We start from the raw sequence: 15,104 nt of genomic DNA on the forward strand, positions 1-15,104 counted from the left end.
GCGTCGTGGGTGTCCCGGCCGTCGCGGACCGCCCCCTGCTGGTCGCACTCCTGGTAGCCGGGGGTGCCCGGACCCTGGGAGTACAGCCCGGCCGGCCAGATCCAGGCGTCGGGGTTGCCCGCCCGGTCCGGCGGGCTCGCGTTGAAGTCGCCGCCGAAGGCCACCTTCGGGAAGCCGGAGACGACCTGCTTGATCTCCGCGAGCTGGTCGTCGCGGTAGTCCCAGTCCGGGTGCTCCGGGTTGGTGTTCTTCGTCGACACGTGCACGCTGCAGAGCCGTACGCCGAAGTAGGTCGCCGTCGCGCACTGGAACGGCGGGTTGAGCCCGGTCCAGGGCTGGGTCGTCGGATACTGCTGCGCGTCCGCGAGACCGGCCTTGACGACGATCGCGGTGCCGACGAGGTCGTTCGGGTCGGAGCCGGCGCCGGTGGCGCACGGGCTCGGGGTCCGTACGCCCTTCTGCGACCAGTGGTACGGCGCGAAGCTCTTGCTCCAGCCCGCGCCGAGCTTGGTCATCAGGTTGTCGAGACCGCTCGCGCAGACCTCCTGGAGCAGCACGGCCTGCACGTAATGGCTCTGCACGTACTGCTTCACCACGTCGGCCTTCTCCGCCGCCGTGCCGGTGCCCGTGCATCCCCATCGCTCGACGCCGCACATGTTCCAGCTCATGACCTGCAGGTTGGTCCCCGGCGGCGGTGTCGCCGCCGCGGGCGCGGCCTGCGCCGTCGCCCCGGACGCCGTCGCGCCGGACAGGGCCAGAAGGGCAGCGCCGAGCGCCCCCCACAGTCTTTTCCTCAAGTGGATCCCCCATGATCGTCAGGATGACGACGGAACTCTACGGGGCGATCGGAGTGGTGACGGCGTAGGTGTGCTTCAGGAAGCGCAGCAGGGCCGTGGTGTCGAACTGGACGACCGCGACACCGTCCGGAGTGTGGAACTCGACGACCGTCTGCACCCGGCCGCAGGGCCAGACGCCGATGTCGCCGCGTCGCGTCGGGGCGCGCATCCCGGTCTCCAGGAGGGCGCGCGGGAAGGACCACTCGATGTTGCCGGGGAAGACGAAGCGCACGGTGGCGGGACTCGCCTCGGGATCGAAGCGCAGGGCGACGGGGACGGGGCGGGAGAGCGGGGCGTCGGTGATGATCCGTCCCTTGGCGTGATCCACGACTGCTCGGTCATCCGCGGTGGGGGACATCGAGTCACTCCTCACACTCGTCCTGTTTACCCACTAATGTCGCATATTTCCCGGCGCGCGCGTGGCGAGCGCTGCCTTTCTGTGATCTGTGCGCTCTTGCAAGTCCTTTGCAGGAACACTCATCATTCGGGACGTGCATGTACCTGACGGATTCATCAACGCCCCTGTATCGGCTGCCGCCGGTGTCGTCGCCGTCGGCGCCGTCGCCGTCAGCCTGCGCGGTGCCCGCCGCGAACTGGACGAGAGGGCTGCGCCCCTCGCCGGGCTCGTCGCCGCGTTCATCTTCGCCGTGCAGATGCTGAACTTCCCGGTCGCCGCCGGGACCAGCGGACATCTGCTCGGCGGTGCGCTCGCCGCGATCCTCGTCGGGCCGTACACCGGCGTGCTCTGCATCGCCGTCGTCCTGCTCATGCAGGGCATCCTCTTCGCGGACGGCGGACTCACCGCGCTCGGCGTGAACATCACCGTCATGGGCGTCGTCACGGTCGTCGTCGCGTACGCGCTCTTCCGCGGCCTCGTCCTCGTCCTGCCGCGCACCCGCCGCTCGGTGACCGTCGCCTCCTTCGTCGCCGCGCTCGTCTCCGTGCCTGCCGCGGCCGCCGCCTTCACCCTCGTCTACGCCTTCGGCGGCACCACCGACGTACCGCTCGGCAAGGTGCTCACCGCGATGGTCGGCGTGCACACGCTCATCGGCATCGGCGAGGCCGCCATCACCATGCTGACCGTCGGTGCGGTCGTCGCCGTGCGTCCCGACCTCGTGTACGGCGCCCGCGGCCTGAGCACCCCGCTCAAACTGCGCGTGAACGGCGAACTGGTCGACGCGGCCCCGGCCGCCGCACCCGCCGACCCCGGCTCCCCGAAGAAGGTGTGGATCGGCGGCGTGGTCGCCGCCCTGGTCCTGGCCGGCTTCGTCTCCTTCTACGCCTCCGCCAGCCCCGACGGCCTGGAGAAGGTCGCCGCCGACAAGGGCATCGACAAGAACGTCGAGGAGCACGCCGCGGCCGACTCCCCGCTCGCCGACTACGGCGTCAAGGGCGTCGAGGCGGCCCGGCTCTCCGGCGGCCTCGCGGGTGTGATCGGCGTCGGCGTGACCCTCGCCGTCGGCACCGGCGCGTTCTGGGCCGTCAAGCGCCGCAGGGACGTCGCGTCCGGCGCCCAGGTCTGACATGGGAGCGGGGCACACGCACAAGCTGTACCGGCGGGGGGACTCGCCGGTCCACGCGCTGCCCCCGCACACCAAGCTGGTCGCCGTCCTCGCCTTCGTCGTGGTCGTGGTCTCCACGCCCCGCGAGGCGATGTGGGCCTTCGCCCTGTACGCCGTCCTGCTCGGTGTCGTGGCGGCGCTGGCCCGGATCCCGGCCGGCTTCCTGCTCCGGCGGCTGCTGATCGAGATCCCGTTCGTGGCCTTCGCGTTCCTGATGCCCTTCGTGGTCCCGGGCGAGCAGACGCAGATCCTTGGGATCTCCGTCTCCGTCCCCGGCCTGTGGGGCGCCTGGAACGTCCTCGCCAAGGGAACCCTCGGCGTCGCCGCCTCCGTACTGCTCGCCTCCACCACCGAACTGCGCGCGCTGCTCCTCGGCCTCCAGCGGCTGAAGCTGCCGCCCCTCCTCGTCCAGATCGCCTCCTTCATGATCCGGTACGGCGATGTGATCACCGACGAGATGCGCCGGATGTCCGTCGCCCGCCGCTCGCGCGGTTTCGAGGCGAAGGGCGTACGCCATTGGGGTGTCCTCGCCAAGTCCGCGGGCGCGCTCTTCATCCGCTCGTACGAGCGCGGTGAGCGCGTCCATCTCGCGATGGTCAGCCGCGGGTACACCGGGTCCATGCCGGTCATCGACGAGGCGACCGCCACCCGGACCGAGTGGACGCGGGCCGCCGCCCTGCCGCTCGCCGCACTTCTGATCTGCCTCCTCGGATGGACGCTGTGAACGTTTCCCCCTCGCTCGAAGTCCGTGGCCTCGCCTACGCGTACCCCGACGGCCACCAGGCACTCTTCGGTGTCGACCTGACCGTCGGGCGCGGCGAGCGGGTCGCCCTGCTCGGGCCCAACGGCGCCGGCAAGACCACGCTCGTCCTCCACCTCAACGGCATCCTCACCGGCGGCGCCGGCACGGTCTCCGTCGCAGGACTGCCCGTCGAGAAGCGGAACCTGGCCGAGATCCGGCGCCAGGTCGGGATCGTCTTCCAGGACCCGGACGACCAGCTGTTCATGCCGACCGTCCGCGAGGACGTCGCCTTCGGCCCCGCCTCGGCCGGGCTGCGCGGCGCGGAGCTCGAGGCCGTCGTCCACCGCGCGCTGGAACGCGTCGGCATGGCCGAGTACGCGGACCGGCCGCCGCACCACCTCTCCTTCGGGCAGCGCCGGCGCGTGGCCGTGGCGACCGTCCTCGCGATGGAGCCGGAGATCCTCGTCCTGGACGAGCCCTCCTCCAACCTCGACCCCGCCTCGCGCCGCGAGCTCGCGGACGTCCTGCGCTCCCTGGACGTCACCGTCCTCATGGTCACCCACGACCTGCCGTACGCCCTGGAACTCTGCCCGCGCTCGGTCATCCTCAGCGAGGGCGTGATCGCCGGGGACGGGCCCACGGCCGACGTCCTCGCCGACGAGGAACTGATGGCCCGCAACCGGCTGGAGCTCCCGTACGGCTTCGTCCCCCGCCCGGCCGTCTGACCGTTCCCGACCCCGGAATCGGGGGTCCCGGTCCGGCGTTGCACCATGGGGGCGCGACGGATCCGGAACGAGCGAGAAGGAGTGTGGGACGTGGACGTCCGGGGCACGGTGGCGGCGGGATTCGAGCCGGTCAGGGACGCGTTCCTGCGCAACTTCGACGACCGGGGCGAGCGCGGCGCGGCGGTCGCCGTCTACCGCGACGGCATGAAGGTCGTCGACCTGTGGGCGGGCACCCGCGACGTGGACGGCGAGGTCCCCTGGGCCATCGACACCGCGCAGGTCGTCCGCTCGGCCACCAAGGGCGTCGCGGCGGCCGTACCCCTGCTGCTGCACCAGCGCGGGCAGCTCGACCTGGACGCCCCCGTCGGCACGTACTGGCCCGAGTTCAAGGCGGCCGGCAAGGACCGGGTGAGCGTCCGGCAGCTGCTCGCGCACCGGGCCGGGCTGCCGGTCCTGGACCGCCCTCTGACGCTCGCCGAGGCGATCGACCCGGTGATCGCCCAGGCGGCGGTCGCCGCGCAGGCCCCGGTCTGGGAACCGGGCACGGCACACGGCTACCACGCCCACACCTTCAGCTGGCTGATCGGCGGCCTGGTCCACCGGGTCACCGGCCGCACCATCGGCCGCTGGGTCGCCGAGGAGATCGCCCGCCCGCTAGGCCTCGACCTCTGGATAGGCCTGCCGCCCGAGGAGGCCCACCGCGCCGGGCGCCTCGGCCCGGTCGAGGAGATCGACCCGCCCGGCGGCGGGGCCCTGAAGCTGCGCCCCAAGCGCTCGGTGACCGAGGCCTACCGCGACCCGGACTCCCTCACCCGCCGCGCCTTCGGCGCCGTCGACCCCAAGCCCGACGAGAACGACCCGCTCTACCGCGCGGCCGAACTGCCCGGCTCGGCCGGCGTCTCCACGGCCCGCGCGCTGGCCCGTTTCTACGCCGCCACCCTCGGCCCGGTCGACGGCGGCCCCCGCCTCTTCGCCCCGGCGACCCTGACCCTCGCCCGCACCGAGGAGTCCGCGGGCCCGGACCGCGTCCTGATGGTCGGCACCCGCTTCGGCCTGGGCCACATGCTGCACGGCCCGGCCTCCCCCCTCCTCGGCCCCACGTCCTTCGGCCACCCCGGCCGAGGCGGCTCCCTGGGCTTCGCGGACCCCGAATCGGGCATCGCCTTCGGGTACGTGACGAACGGAATGCGCAGGACGGTCACGGCGGACCCGCGCGCCCAGGCTCTGGTGCGGTCGGTGCGGTCGGTGCTGTGATCGGCCCATGGACAGGTTCGAGGGGCACGCGGCACTGATCACCGGCGGGGCGCGCGGCATCGGGGCCGCGACCGCGCGCAGGCTGGCGGAGGAGGGCGCGCGCGTCCTGGTCGCCGATCTGGACGAGGAGGTGGCGCGGGAGACGGCCGCCGCGCTACCGGGCGCGCGTGCCGTGCGGTGCGATGTGGGTGATCCGGAATCGGTGGCGGCCGCCGTCGCGTACGCCGCGGAGACGTTCGGCGGGCTCGATGTGCTCGTCAACAACGCCTTCGCCCGGGACCGGCCCGACGTCGGTCCCTTCGAGGACGAGCCCGAGGACGGCTGGCGGCAGCAGTTCGACGTCACCCTGATGGGCGCGGTCCGCTGCGCCCGGGCCGCGCTGCCCCTGCTGGCGGCGGGCGGACGCGGGGCGATCGTCAACATCGGATCGGTCAACGCCGAGGCGTACTTCGGCAACCACTCCTACAGCGCGGCCAAGGCGGGCCTCGCCTCCCTGACCCGGACCCTCGCGGGCTCCGCCGCCCCGCGCGGGGTACGGGTCAACCAGGTCACCCCGGGCACGATCGCCACCCGCGCCTGGCACTCCCGCGAGAAGCAACTGGCCGCGCTCGCCGACCGCGTCTACCCCCTGGGCCGGGTCGGCACCCCGGAGGACGTGGCCGCGGCGGTCGCCTTCCTCGCCTCCGGGGACGCGGCCTGGATCACCGGCACGAACCTCCGCGTGGACGGCGGGCTCCTCGCGGTGAACTCCCACTTCGCCGAGGTGCTGGGGGAGTAGGCAGGGCGGCGACGGTCAACTCGCGTGCAGCATCAGGCCGATGCCCACCACCATCAGACCCGCCGCGGCCACCCGCGGCCCGCCGAACCGCTCCTTGAAGAAGAGCGCTCCGATGGCCGCGCCCACGATGATCGAGGACTCCCGCAGCGCCGCGATCGGGGCCAGGGCCGCCTTCGTCTGGGCCCAGAGGACCAGGGCGTACGCGGCGGTCGACAGTGCCGCCCCGAGCAGCCCCCGGACGGCGTGCGGCCGGAGTTGGGGGAGGAGCGCGGACCGCCGGGTCCACAGGGCGTACGCCGGGATGGCCGCGCCCTGCAGGAGCATCAGCCAGGCGATGTAGCCGAGCGGGGTGCCCGAGGCGCGTACGCCGACGCCGTCGACGACCGTGTAGCCCGCGATGGCCAGGCCCGTCGCCCCGGCCGCGAGCAGCGCCGGCCAGTCGGGGCGGCGGCCGGAGCCGCGAACTCCCCACAGGGCCAGGCCCGTCAGACCGGCGCAGGCGAACGCGACCCCGGTGAGCTGCCAGCCGTCGGGGATCTCGTCGACGAAGGCGGCCGCGAGGAACGTGACGGCCAGCGGGGCCGTACCCCGGGCGATCGGGTACATCTGACCGAAGTCGCCGAGTGTGAACGACCGCATGAGCAGAGCCATGTAGCCCACGTGCAGCACGGCCGACGCGATCAGGTACGGCCATGCCCCGGCCGCGGGCAGCGGTACGAAGAAGGCCGCGACGCCGCCGATCAGCGCTCCGCCGCCGGCGATCAGCGTGAACGAGAGCAACTGGTCGCGGATCGTGTGGGCGAGCGCGTTCCAGCCGGCGTGGGTGACGGCGGCGAGCAGTACCGCCGCCGCTACGAGCGGCGTCACTTGGCCCGCTCGCGGACGTCCACGAGCGCGCCGCCCGCGTGGGCGATCAGCGACTTGGGGTCCAGCGCGAACACCGTGTGCGGGTTGCCGGCAGCCGCCCACACCACCTCGTGGTCGAGCAGCCCCCGGTCGGCCAGGACCCGGGTCCGGGTGCGGTGCCCGAACGGCGGGACGCCCCCGATCGCGTACCCCGTGGTCTCCCGTACGACCCTCGCGTCGGCCCGCGTCACGGCCTCGGCACCCAGCTCCTCGCGCACCCGCTCCACGTCGACCCGTGAGGAGCCGTCCATCAGGACCAGCACCGGGACCCCGTCCGCCGCGAAGATCAGCGACTTGACGATCTCGGAGACCTCGCAGCCGATGGCCTCGGCGGCCTGCGCGGCGGTGCGGGTCTCGTCCGGGAAGCGGCGGATCTCGACATCGAGGCCGAGCTCCCGGAGGGCCTCGGCGAACTGGGGGTGGGCGTGGGATTCAGGAGAGGTCATGGCCCGCACGCTAGCGGTCCGTGTACGGGCCACGCGAATGGATTGGTCCGGGGGCGGTTCGCCCCCGCGAGCCGCCCCGATCTCCTCCTGGGCTCACCCCTGTGATCGGCCTGGGCGCGCCCCGCGCGCCACCCCGACCCTTCGGGACTCACCCCGCGCGCAGCACGCTCGCGACCACCGGGCCCGCCGCGTCGCCGCCGTGCCCGCCCTCCTGCACGACGGCCGCGGCGGCCAGGTCGTCGGAGTAGCCGGTGAACCAGCTGTTGGAGTCGGACTGGCCGTCGACCTCCGACGAGCCGGTCTTCGCGCCCTTGACCCCGCCGACCGACGCCATCGCCTTCGCCCCCGTGCCCTCGCCGGTCGCCGCCGCCCGCATCATCGAGCGCAGCTGACGGGCCACCGGGTCCGGCAGCGAACGCGACGCCTCGGCGAACGTCCGGCCGTCCAGCTCCTTGGACACCAGGAACGGCTGCTTGAACGTCCCGTACTTCGCGGTGGCGGTGATCGAGGCGATGTTGAGCACGTTCATCTGCACCGTGCCCTGCCCGATGTACTGCGCCGCCGCCACGCCCTGCGTCTCCTCGGGGATGGAACCGTCGAAGGAGGAGATGCCCGTCTTCCATTCGAGGCCGATCCCGAAGACGTCCCGGGCCTCCTTGCCGAGCGCGGAGTCGTCGTCGACCTCGTCGATCAACTTGATGAAGGCCGTGTTGCAGGACTTGGCGAAGCTGCGCGAGAAGGGCACGTCGCCGAGGGCGAAGTTTTCGAGATTGTGGAAGGACGTGCCGTAGTACATGACGTCCTTCGGGCACGGCGCGGTCCCGTTCGCCGTGACGAGGCCCTTCTCCAGGAGCATCGCCGCCGTGACGATCTTCAGGGTAGAGCCGGGCGCCTGCGTGCCCTGGAACGCCGTGTTGAAGCCCGCGGACGGGCTGTTGGCGACCGCCCGCACCTCACCGGTCGACGGTTTGACCGCCACGACCGACGCCTGCCCGTACTTCTTCACCGACCGCTCGGCCGCCGCCTGGACGGTCGCGTCGATGGTCGTCTCGAGCCGTCCGGGCTTGCCCGGGACAAGGGTCACGAGGGTGGTGTCGGGGACGCCCTCGGTGTCGGACTGGACGAAGGTCTCGATGCCCGGCTGGCCGCCGACCTTCTCCCCGTACTTCTCGCGCAGCTGGTCCAGGATCGGCCCGAGCGAGGGGTACTTCTCCTTCGTCAGCTCGACGCCCTTGCGGTCGACGGCCTTGACGGCGCCCGTCTTCGCCGCGCCGGTGCGGAGGGTCGTGTTCTTGGTCAGCTTCGGGTGGATGACGCTCGGCTTCCACTCGACCAGCGCCCGCCCGGTGGTCAGCCCCCGCACCACGGTCAGCTCCGAGGAGTACGTCCAGGGCTTCGACTGCCCCTCGTACGTCACCGTGGCGTTCACCGTGAACGGCACCTTCGTGCCGACCGCCGCGCCCGGGGTGATCTCGGCCTTGGAGACCTTCGCCCCTTCGCGGTAGTTCAGCACGGCCGGCCCGGCCTCGACGGGGTTGTTGGTCGCCTGCGCGGCCCGGTCGGACTCACCCGCCGCCCAGGCGGCCAAGAACTCCTTCGCGGCGTTCTCGACCTCGTCCCCGGTGACGGGCCCGGATCTCTTCTCCTCGGCGCCCTTGGTACTCGCCCCCGAGCCGTCGTTGATCCCGCCGGCCAGGGTGTAGCCCCCGTACAGGACTCCACCCGCGACGACCACGAAGACTCCTCCGACGATGGCCACCTTCGTTCCACTGCGCACGACTGCGCTCCCCTCCCCAGGTGATCACGGCAGCCTAGGTGACAGGTGTGACACGGGTGACGGTTGTTACCGGAACGGAACCGTGAGGGTCGGGCGCAGGCCCGCGACCCTTCGACTCCCCCCGCACAGAAGGGAATTACGCTCGACGTCATGCGAATGAAGCTGACCGCGATCAACCTCGACTGCGCCGACACCCTGGCGCTCGCCACCTTCTACACGCGGGCCACCGGAATGTCCCTGCACGAGCGCTCCGACGGCGACTTCGCGGGGATCGTCGACGAACAGGGGCTGGTCATCGGCTTCCAGCGGGTCGACGGCTACCGTCCCCCGACCTGGCCGAGCCAGGACGTGCCGCCCCAGCTCCACCTGGACTTCGATGTCGAGGACCTCGACGAGGCCGCGGCCCGGCTGGTCGAGTGGGGCGCGACCGTTCCCGATCACCAGCCCCGCCCGGACCTGTGGCGAGTCGTCCTCGACCCGGCCGGCCACCCGTTCTGTGTGTCCGCCCCGAAGAAGCGCCGTGCGGAGGCGGACAGTTAGGGCTTCCGCTACCCCGGTGCCGGTCCGGTCGGCCACAGGCATATGCTCCGCGTGCCCGCACGCAAGGCGGCCCCGAGGGGAGCGTTCATGAGTGATTCGGAAGGCGTGAGCGGCGAGCCCGGCCGCGGGACCGGGCCGCGGCGCACGGTGTCGTGCCTGGGGGCCGCTGTCATCGCCCTGGCAGTGCTGGCCGGAGGCATCGTCTGGCTGTTCAAGGACGAACCGCACCCGTTCGGCGACGCCCGGGCATGCGAGGGAAGCGACCTGCGTTTGCCGGACGTGATCCGCGCAGGGGGCGCACCGATACCCGCGGGCGCCTCCGACGTCCACTACTTCACCCGGAACGACAGCGCCGAAGTCACCTTCGTGAGCGACCAGATACCGGACTACCTTCACCGCGCGGGCATCCTCCCGGACGGCGCGCCCCTGTTCGACGAGAAGTACGGCAGCAAGGGGGTTGCCGACGACGAGATCGCTCTCCCGGAGCGTCTGTGCGGCTCTTCCCTGCGGGGTCCCGTCTTCGTCTACCACTCCACGAACGCGACCGGCTCCAGCATCGAGATCATGGTCGAGCGCTCCCCCACGACCAACGACGACTTCCGCCTCCCGGCCCGCGCCGTGGTCACCTACAACCTCTCGTAGCGGACCTGCGCCGGGCACGCCGTTCAGGGATCTCGTACACCCGGGCGACGGAAACAGGCTCGTACACCCGGGCGACGGAAACAGGTACGGCCCCGCCACCCGAGGGGTCTGGGTGCGGGGCCGCAGGGTGGTGCGAGGGTCGTGGTCGGGCGTCAGAGACGAACCAACCGCACCTGACACTCCGTCGCGATCCTGATGGTCAGGCACTCCTTGGCGCTACCCCGGCGGGTCTGCGGGGGTCGGGTTGGTCAGCTGCCTCCACGGCCCCGTAAGTGGATCGAGGCCGCCACTGCAGTCGAGCCGTGTGAGCCCCTGGCTGCCCGACGACGGGGTGCACAGGGTCTCCCACACCTGCCCCGTGGTGGTCTGCACCTTGATCGAGACGAGGGTGGAGAAGCCGGGGACTTGGGTTGCCGGGTCGACTTCATCCACGGAGACGGAACAGGCGGTCGTCGGATAGTCGGGGTGCACCACCGGATCGGTGAGGTTGTACCACGTGTAGGGCGCGAAACCGTTTCTGGAGTTGCGAAGGCCCACGTAGGTCAGGCCGTTGTAGATCGCGCCCGTAACCTGGGCGTACGGGTCGTCCGGGGGGGTGTAGGAGTCGATGTCGTTGCATGAACGGGTGCCGTCTCCGGGTGGGCCCGTGGGACCGGTGGCACCGTCCGCGCCGGGTGGCCCGGTCGGGCCGGTGGCGCCGGTCGCGCCGTCCTCACCGTCCAGTCCGGGTGGCCCGGTCGAGCCCGTGGCACCCGTGGCACCCGTGGCGCCGGTCGCGCCCGTCGCGCCGATGGGCCCCGTGTCTCCGGCCAGGCCTGCTGGGCCGGTGTCGCCCGCCGGCCCGGTCGGACCGACCAGGCCATGGGGCCCGTCGTGGTCCCCATGGTGGTCGCTCCAGCCATGCGGACCCACGCACAGCTCCTTGGGCATCCACCAGGCCCGGCACTCGTCCGCGCTCAGGACCCTCAATGGGGCCCATGCTCGGGGGGCTAGCTCGGCCGCGTTCCGCGCGGGCATGGCCGAAGAGGTGGGTGTGGCAGCGATGGCGGGCGTGGCGAAGCCCAGCATCGCAGTGGCGAGCGTGGCCATGGTTCCGCCGACAAGCCGTCTTCGACCATGGGGCAGCGGGCCAAGGCCCGACCGGGGCCTGCTCTCAGGACTCATGGATCACTCCTTGTGAAACCGTGAAGGTGCCTCAGAGGCGCTGATACCTCCACCGGCATGCATGAGTCGACGAGAGGCCCGGCTATCGCGTGTGCGCCGTTCCTCAGTCAAATGGCAGGCACGAATGCGGGCCGGTCGAGCGAAGGCGCGGCGTGCCGTTCCGTCGTGGTGGCGGAGCACCTCTAACTTCCGCGCCTGCCGCCCCCGCCTCGAGGGGCCTGCGGCTCTCCCGTGGGCCGTTCCTGGGCCGTCCGAGGCCCGCCGATGCCCACTGACAGCCACCGACAACGACCAAAGGGCGCGACCACAGGTCGCGCCCTTGTTCCGTCCCGGCGCGCTACACCCAGGTGTCCAGCCACATCCGATTGCGCCACTGGTCCATCGGAACGACGTGCCGGGCGGATTCCGGGGAGTCATTGCCGCGGCTCAGGCCGGGGCGGAGGTCGCCGCCCATCACGGCGTGGCGGTACAGCTCGCAGGGCAGGAGGCGAAGGCTTGGGCGCGGCTCGGGGACCGGCGTCAGGTCGAGGTCGTGTTGGACAAGGCCGGCGGCTGCTCGAAGAGATGCCGCATCCGGAGAACCTGGACAACCACTGCGTGGTCGATCCGGCGAAGTTCGACTTCTACTCGATGGACTGCTATCGCCTGGTGGGCGAGGACCGGCTCGCCCGGAACCTCGCCGAGGAAGTGCTGCGTGCGGGTACGGACTTCGATGGAACGGAGCGCTCGCCGATGCGCAACGCGGAGGCACGCGTGACCCTGGGCGTGACGGCGGCCCGCGAAGGTGACCTGGAGCAGGCGCTCATCATGGGGGAGCGGGCGCTCCAGGGCGACAGGCAGTCGGTCCCCTCGCTCATCATGACGAGCCGCGAGCTGGCCGCCGAGGTCAAGCGCCGGTACAGCGACGAGCCGTCGGCTCAGGACTACCTCGCGCCACTGCGTGCGCTGGGCCAGGAGAAGCCCGGCTTCCTGCCCAACTAGCAAGAGCTCTCCCTCCTCGGACCCCCGGTTTCGTGCTGAGACCGGGGGTCCGGCGTCTTCCTTGCTAGACGCTAGAGCGCAGGTCAAGGCAGTGATTGGCCGCTAGCGGGGTTGCTAGACCTAGCAACCCCCATCGCTAGACCTAGCGGCGCGTTCGGCTGCCCGTCTCCCCGTGGGAAGGGCTAGAAGGGGCGGCCGTTGGCCGCTCGACCCTTGGCAGCTCGCTTCGCTGGCGCTGCGGTGCGCGCCGTCGAGGCGAGGGCTCTGCGCTCTGCGGCTTGTCTTGTCGCTTGTCGCCTCGGGCGTCCGTGCGCCCGCCCGAGGCGTCGAGAGGGCCTCGGACCTGCGTAGCGACAAGCGACAAGCGACTAGGGGCGACAAGCCATAGCCGTTGCCGCAGAGGACGAAGAGCCCACCGCCCCACCGCGCGATGGGGTGGCCTCTTCTCCCGGGACGTGACCAAGCGCCGGGCGGTGGCCGTACCCACCACTGTGGGTAGCGAAGTTCCGGTTTCCCGGCTTTCGGCGACGCCCCCACGCGTGCGCGCGCGAGGCGGGAAACTTCCTCACGATGCGTCAGGGCGGGGCCTCTCGCGGCCTATCTCGCCCTCGGTGAGCCCGCACCCTTCCTGGGGGGCGCGGCCCTCTACGGGGCGCGTGCCGCCTCGACCGGCCGTGGCAGGGTGCAGGGTGGCTCCAACAGGGTGTCCCAGTGTGACTGAGCGCTTCAGCCGGCGGGCCTCGCCGACTGGACAGCTTGCGAGCCGCCCTTCGGTTCCGCGCCCCGTGCCGGACCCGGTCCTGCGGATTCGCCATGGACGGGCCGCTCGCGGCTGACGTATCTTCCCTCAGCGCGCTCTTCCGTGGGCGATTCCGTTTCCGTGCCTGTGGGGGGCCACCGTCGTGTCCGCATCCAGCGATCTTCGTCCACGTCCCTTGCTGCCCAACCGGGTGCCTCGGTCGCCGCGCGTCCTCCTGGCCGCCGTGACGGCGCTGCTCACGGCCGTCGCCTTCAGCGACCTGCTCGCCGTCTACGCCGGCGTCCGGACGTACGCGCTGATCGACGAGGACCGGGGCTTCGCTCTTGCCTCCCAGGAGGAACTGGACGTCGCCGCGCTGTACCAGAGGGCGGGTCAGCTCCAGAGCGTCGCGTTCCTCGTCTGCGCGGTCGTCTTCATCACCTGGTTCTACTGGATGCGCCGGGACGGCGGGGTGCTGGGGCCGGACCGGTTTCGTAAAGGCCCCGGCTGGGCGATCGGATCCTGGTTCATCCCGCTGGCGAACTTCTGGATGCCGTATCGGATCGCCGTCGACATGTGGGGGGCCAGCACGCGGCTGCCGGCCGACGGCGAGCCGTACAAGGTCTCCTTCTGGCCGGTGAACCTGTGGTGGGGCCTGTTCGTCACCACGACCCTGTTCAGCCGGTACGCCTTGCAGGGCTACCGGGACGCCGAAGTCGCCAGCGAGGTCCGGGACGCCGTGCTCCTGGTGATGGCAGCCGACATCCTGGACATCGCCGCGGCGGCGGCCGCGGCGCACTTCGCCGTCCGGCTGACGGCCATGCAGCGGCTGAAGGCGACCGAGGGGCCGTACGGCTCTGCCTGAGCCGAAACCCTGCAGTGACTGAGCGCTTCAGCTGGAGAGGCCCGCCAGCTGAAGCGCTCAGTCGCACCCAGTCGTCGGCAGGGTGAGGGAGTTGCGTCCGCAGCCTCAACGCTCTCTAAGAGTGTTCTCACCTGCGGTGATGCTCTTAGTGGGGTGGGGAGCTTGCGGACGCTGCGGACGCTGGCGGACGCTATACATTTTGTTTAGCGTCCGCATGGAAAGTGCAGGTCAGTGGGGGTGCGGAGAGGGCGGCGGACGCTGTTTTCTCTCAACTCTCTAGTTTTTGAGTAGGGGAGGCTTTTCAGAGGGGGCCTGTGGTGCGCACCCGCCGTCGCCCTCCTGAAAAGCCTCCCTGGAGCGCCACGCAGCGTGTGGAGTCCGTGCGCGCCTGCCCCGGACGGCATTCCAAACCGATGGACCGTTGAGCGCACCCACGACGAGCGAGAGCGGCCCTCACACAGCAAGAAGAGCACGCCCCGGCCTGGGTGCTCTTCTTGTTGTGTGAGCGCGGTCCCAGCGGCGGGGACGACGTGCTCCCTCTTGGAAGCCTCCCTGGCTCACGCCCGGATGCAGCGGCATGGCCGGTCTTGTGGCTACTGCCTACTGCCCAATCGACTGGTGAGAGCGCCTTTGTGGGCAGTAGGGGGCGCTCTACTGCCCACTTGTCACTAGGCAGTAGGCAGTAGAGCCCCGCATGGCCCCCGGCTACTGGGTAGCGGGGGCGACACCCCACTACCCAGTAGGCCGCCGGGCCCCTGCTCTCGCTGAGGCCGTGGGCGCCCGCCCGAAGGGCGGTCCTTCTTGCACTTCGCTCTGACCCGCACCCGCCGGCCGCTCGATAGCGCACCCGCCCACGGTCGTGCGACTAGGCCGTGGGCGGGGCTTTCCTTGGGCGGGCCGCTATCCGCTATCGACCTGATCAGGGCCCGAATCGGCCGCTATCGCCCCCGCTATCGATAGCGGGGGCGGAGCTGGGCCCCCGGGCCGTCTGTGGGCCGTCTAAGGGCCGCCGATGGTCACCGCTGGCAGCCAACAACCACCAAGAGGGGGCGGCCCCCCGCCCCCCCCCCCGACGGGTTCAGCCCCCCCCACCCCCCCGGGGCCGCCCCCAACCAAAACCCCCCAGGGGCCAACGAAAAAAACGGGC

15 protein-coding genes are annotated in these 15,104 nt (G+C 71.4%); 9 read left to right on the top strand and 6 right to left on the bottom strand.

Translation table 11 applies throughout. The features are described 5' to 3' along the window. Together ACFC0D_RS15775 and ACFC0D_RS15780 are read right to left on the bottom strand one after the other, a co-directional pair. A partial coding sequence (locus ACFC0D_RS15775; protein ID WP_376435318.1) for an endonuclease/exonuclease/phosphatase family protein occupies positions 1 to 797 on the bottom strand: 797 nt, incomplete at its 3' end. 37 nt (positions 798 to 834) lie between these two features. Next, a complete protein-coding gene (locus ACFC0D_RS15780) occupies positions 835 to 1,194 on the bottom strand; it encodes an SsgA family sporulation/cell division regulator (RefSeq protein WP_376435321.1) in 360 nt (119 codons plus the stop codon). A gap of 133 nt (positions 1,195 to 1,327) precedes the next feature. On the opposite strand from ACFC0D_RS15780, the gene ACFC0D_RS15785 reads away from it, so the two are divergent. From ACFC0D_RS15785 to ACFC0D_RS15805, 5 genes are read left to right on the top strand one after another with little or no spacing between them, the layout of a single operon-like run. Further along, a complete protein-coding gene (locus ACFC0D_RS15785) occupies positions 1,328 to 2,359 on the top strand; it encodes an energy-coupling factor ABC transporter permease (protein WP_376435324.1) in 1,032 nt (343 codons plus the stop codon). 1 nt (position 2,360) lies between these two features. Further along, complete coding sequence (gene cbiQ / locus ACFC0D_RS15790) at positions 2,361 to 3,122, top strand: cobalt ECF transporter T component CbiQ (RefSeq protein WP_376435327.1); 762 nt, start codon at positions 2,361 to 2,363, stop codon at positions 3,120 to 3,122. After that, positions 3,110 to 3,865: an energy-coupling factor ABC transporter ATP-binding protein gene (locus tag ACFC0D_RS15795; protein WP_376435330.1), complete on the top strand. Its 756-nt coding sequence runs from the start codon at positions 3,110 to 3,112 to the stop codon at positions 3,863 to 3,865. Before cbiQ ends, ACFC0D_RS15795 begins: the two co-directional genes overlap by 13 nt. Before the next feature lie 45 nt (positions 3,866 to 3,910). Then, positions 3,911 to 5,119, top strand: coding sequence for a serine hydrolase domain-containing protein (locus ACFC0D_RS15800; RefSeq protein WP_376435332.1), 1,209 nt, complete (start codon positions 3,911 to 3,913; stop codon positions 5,117 to 5,119). Between the two features lie 7 nt (positions 5,120 to 5,126). After that, complete coding sequence (locus ACFC0D_RS15805) at positions 5,127 to 5,897, top strand: SDR family NAD(P)-dependent oxidoreductase (protein WP_376435335.1); 771 nt, start codon at positions 5,127 to 5,129, stop codon at positions 5,895 to 5,897. Between the two features lie 15 nt (positions 5,898 to 5,912). Here the strand turns inward: ACFC0D_RS15805 and ACFC0D_RS15810 are convergent, their stop codons facing one another. The 3 genes from ACFC0D_RS15810 to ACFC0D_RS15820 form a co-directional block, all read right to left on the bottom strand. Beyond that, positions 5,913 to 6,764: an EamA family transporter gene (locus tag ACFC0D_RS15810; protein WP_376435338.1), complete on the bottom strand. Its 852-nt coding sequence runs from the start codon at positions 6,762 to 6,764 to the stop codon at positions 5,913 to 5,915. Beyond that, positions 6,761 to 7,249 carry a YbaK/EbsC family protein gene (locus ACFC0D_RS15815; protein ID WP_376435340.1) on the bottom strand — a complete coding sequence of 163 codons (489 nt, stop codon included), beginning with the start codon at positions 7,247 to 7,249 and terminating at the stop codon, positions 6,761 to 6,763. The genes ACFC0D_RS15810 and ACFC0D_RS15815 overlap by 4 nt, the downstream gene beginning before the upstream one ends. A 148-nt stretch (positions 7,250 to 7,397) precedes the next feature. After that, positions 7,398 to 9,026 carry a penicillin-binding transpeptidase domain-containing protein gene (locus tag ACFC0D_RS15820; RefSeq protein ID WP_376435343.1) on the bottom strand — a complete coding sequence of 543 codons (1,629 nt, stop codon included), beginning with the start codon at positions 9,024 to 9,026 and terminating at the stop codon, positions 7,398 to 7,400. Between the two features lie 150 nt (positions 9,027 to 9,176). Between ACFC0D_RS15820 and ACFC0D_RS15825 the strand changes: the two genes are divergently transcribed. Beyond that, positions 9,177 to 9,566: a VOC family protein gene (locus tag ACFC0D_RS15825; protein ID WP_376435346.1), complete on the top strand. Its 390-nt coding sequence runs from the start codon at positions 9,177 to 9,179 to the stop codon at positions 9,564 to 9,566. An 87-nt stretch (positions 9,567 to 9,653) separates the two neighbouring features. Next, entirely contained in the window at positions 9,654 to 10,208 is a 555-nt protein-coding gene (locus ACFC0D_RS15830) for a hypothetical protein (protein WP_376435349.1), read from the top strand. A gap of 216 nt (positions 10,209 to 10,424) precedes the next feature. On the opposite strand, the gene ACFC0D_RS15835 is transcribed toward ACFC0D_RS15830, so the two are convergent. Further along, on the bottom strand, positions 10,425 to 11,297 hold the full coding sequence (locus ACFC0D_RS15835; protein ID WP_376435351.1) for a hypothetical protein: 873 nt from the start codon (positions 11,295 to 11,297) through the stop codon (positions 10,425 to 10,427). A 639-nt stretch (positions 11,298 to 11,936) separates the two neighbouring features. On the opposite strand from ACFC0D_RS15835, the gene ACFC0D_RS15840 reads away from it, so the two are divergent. Together ACFC0D_RS15840 and ACFC0D_RS15845 are read left to right on the top strand one after the other, a co-directional pair. Next, positions 11,937 to 12,353, top strand: coding sequence for a hypothetical protein (locus tag ACFC0D_RS15840; protein WP_376435354.1), 417 nt, complete (start codon positions 11,937 to 11,939; stop codon positions 12,351 to 12,353). 902 nt (positions 12,354 to 13,255) lie between these two features. Beyond that, entirely contained in the window at positions 13,256 to 13,957 is a 702-nt protein-coding gene (locus ACFC0D_RS15845) for a DUF4328 domain-containing protein (protein WP_376435356.1), read from the top strand. Positions 13,958 to 15,104 lie beyond the last annotated feature (1,147 nt).

Source organism: Streptomyces sp. NPDC056222 (genome assembly GCF_042264065.1).
Taxonomy (GTDB): Bacteria; Actinomycetota; Actinomycetes; order Streptomycetales; family Streptomycetaceae; genus Streptomyces.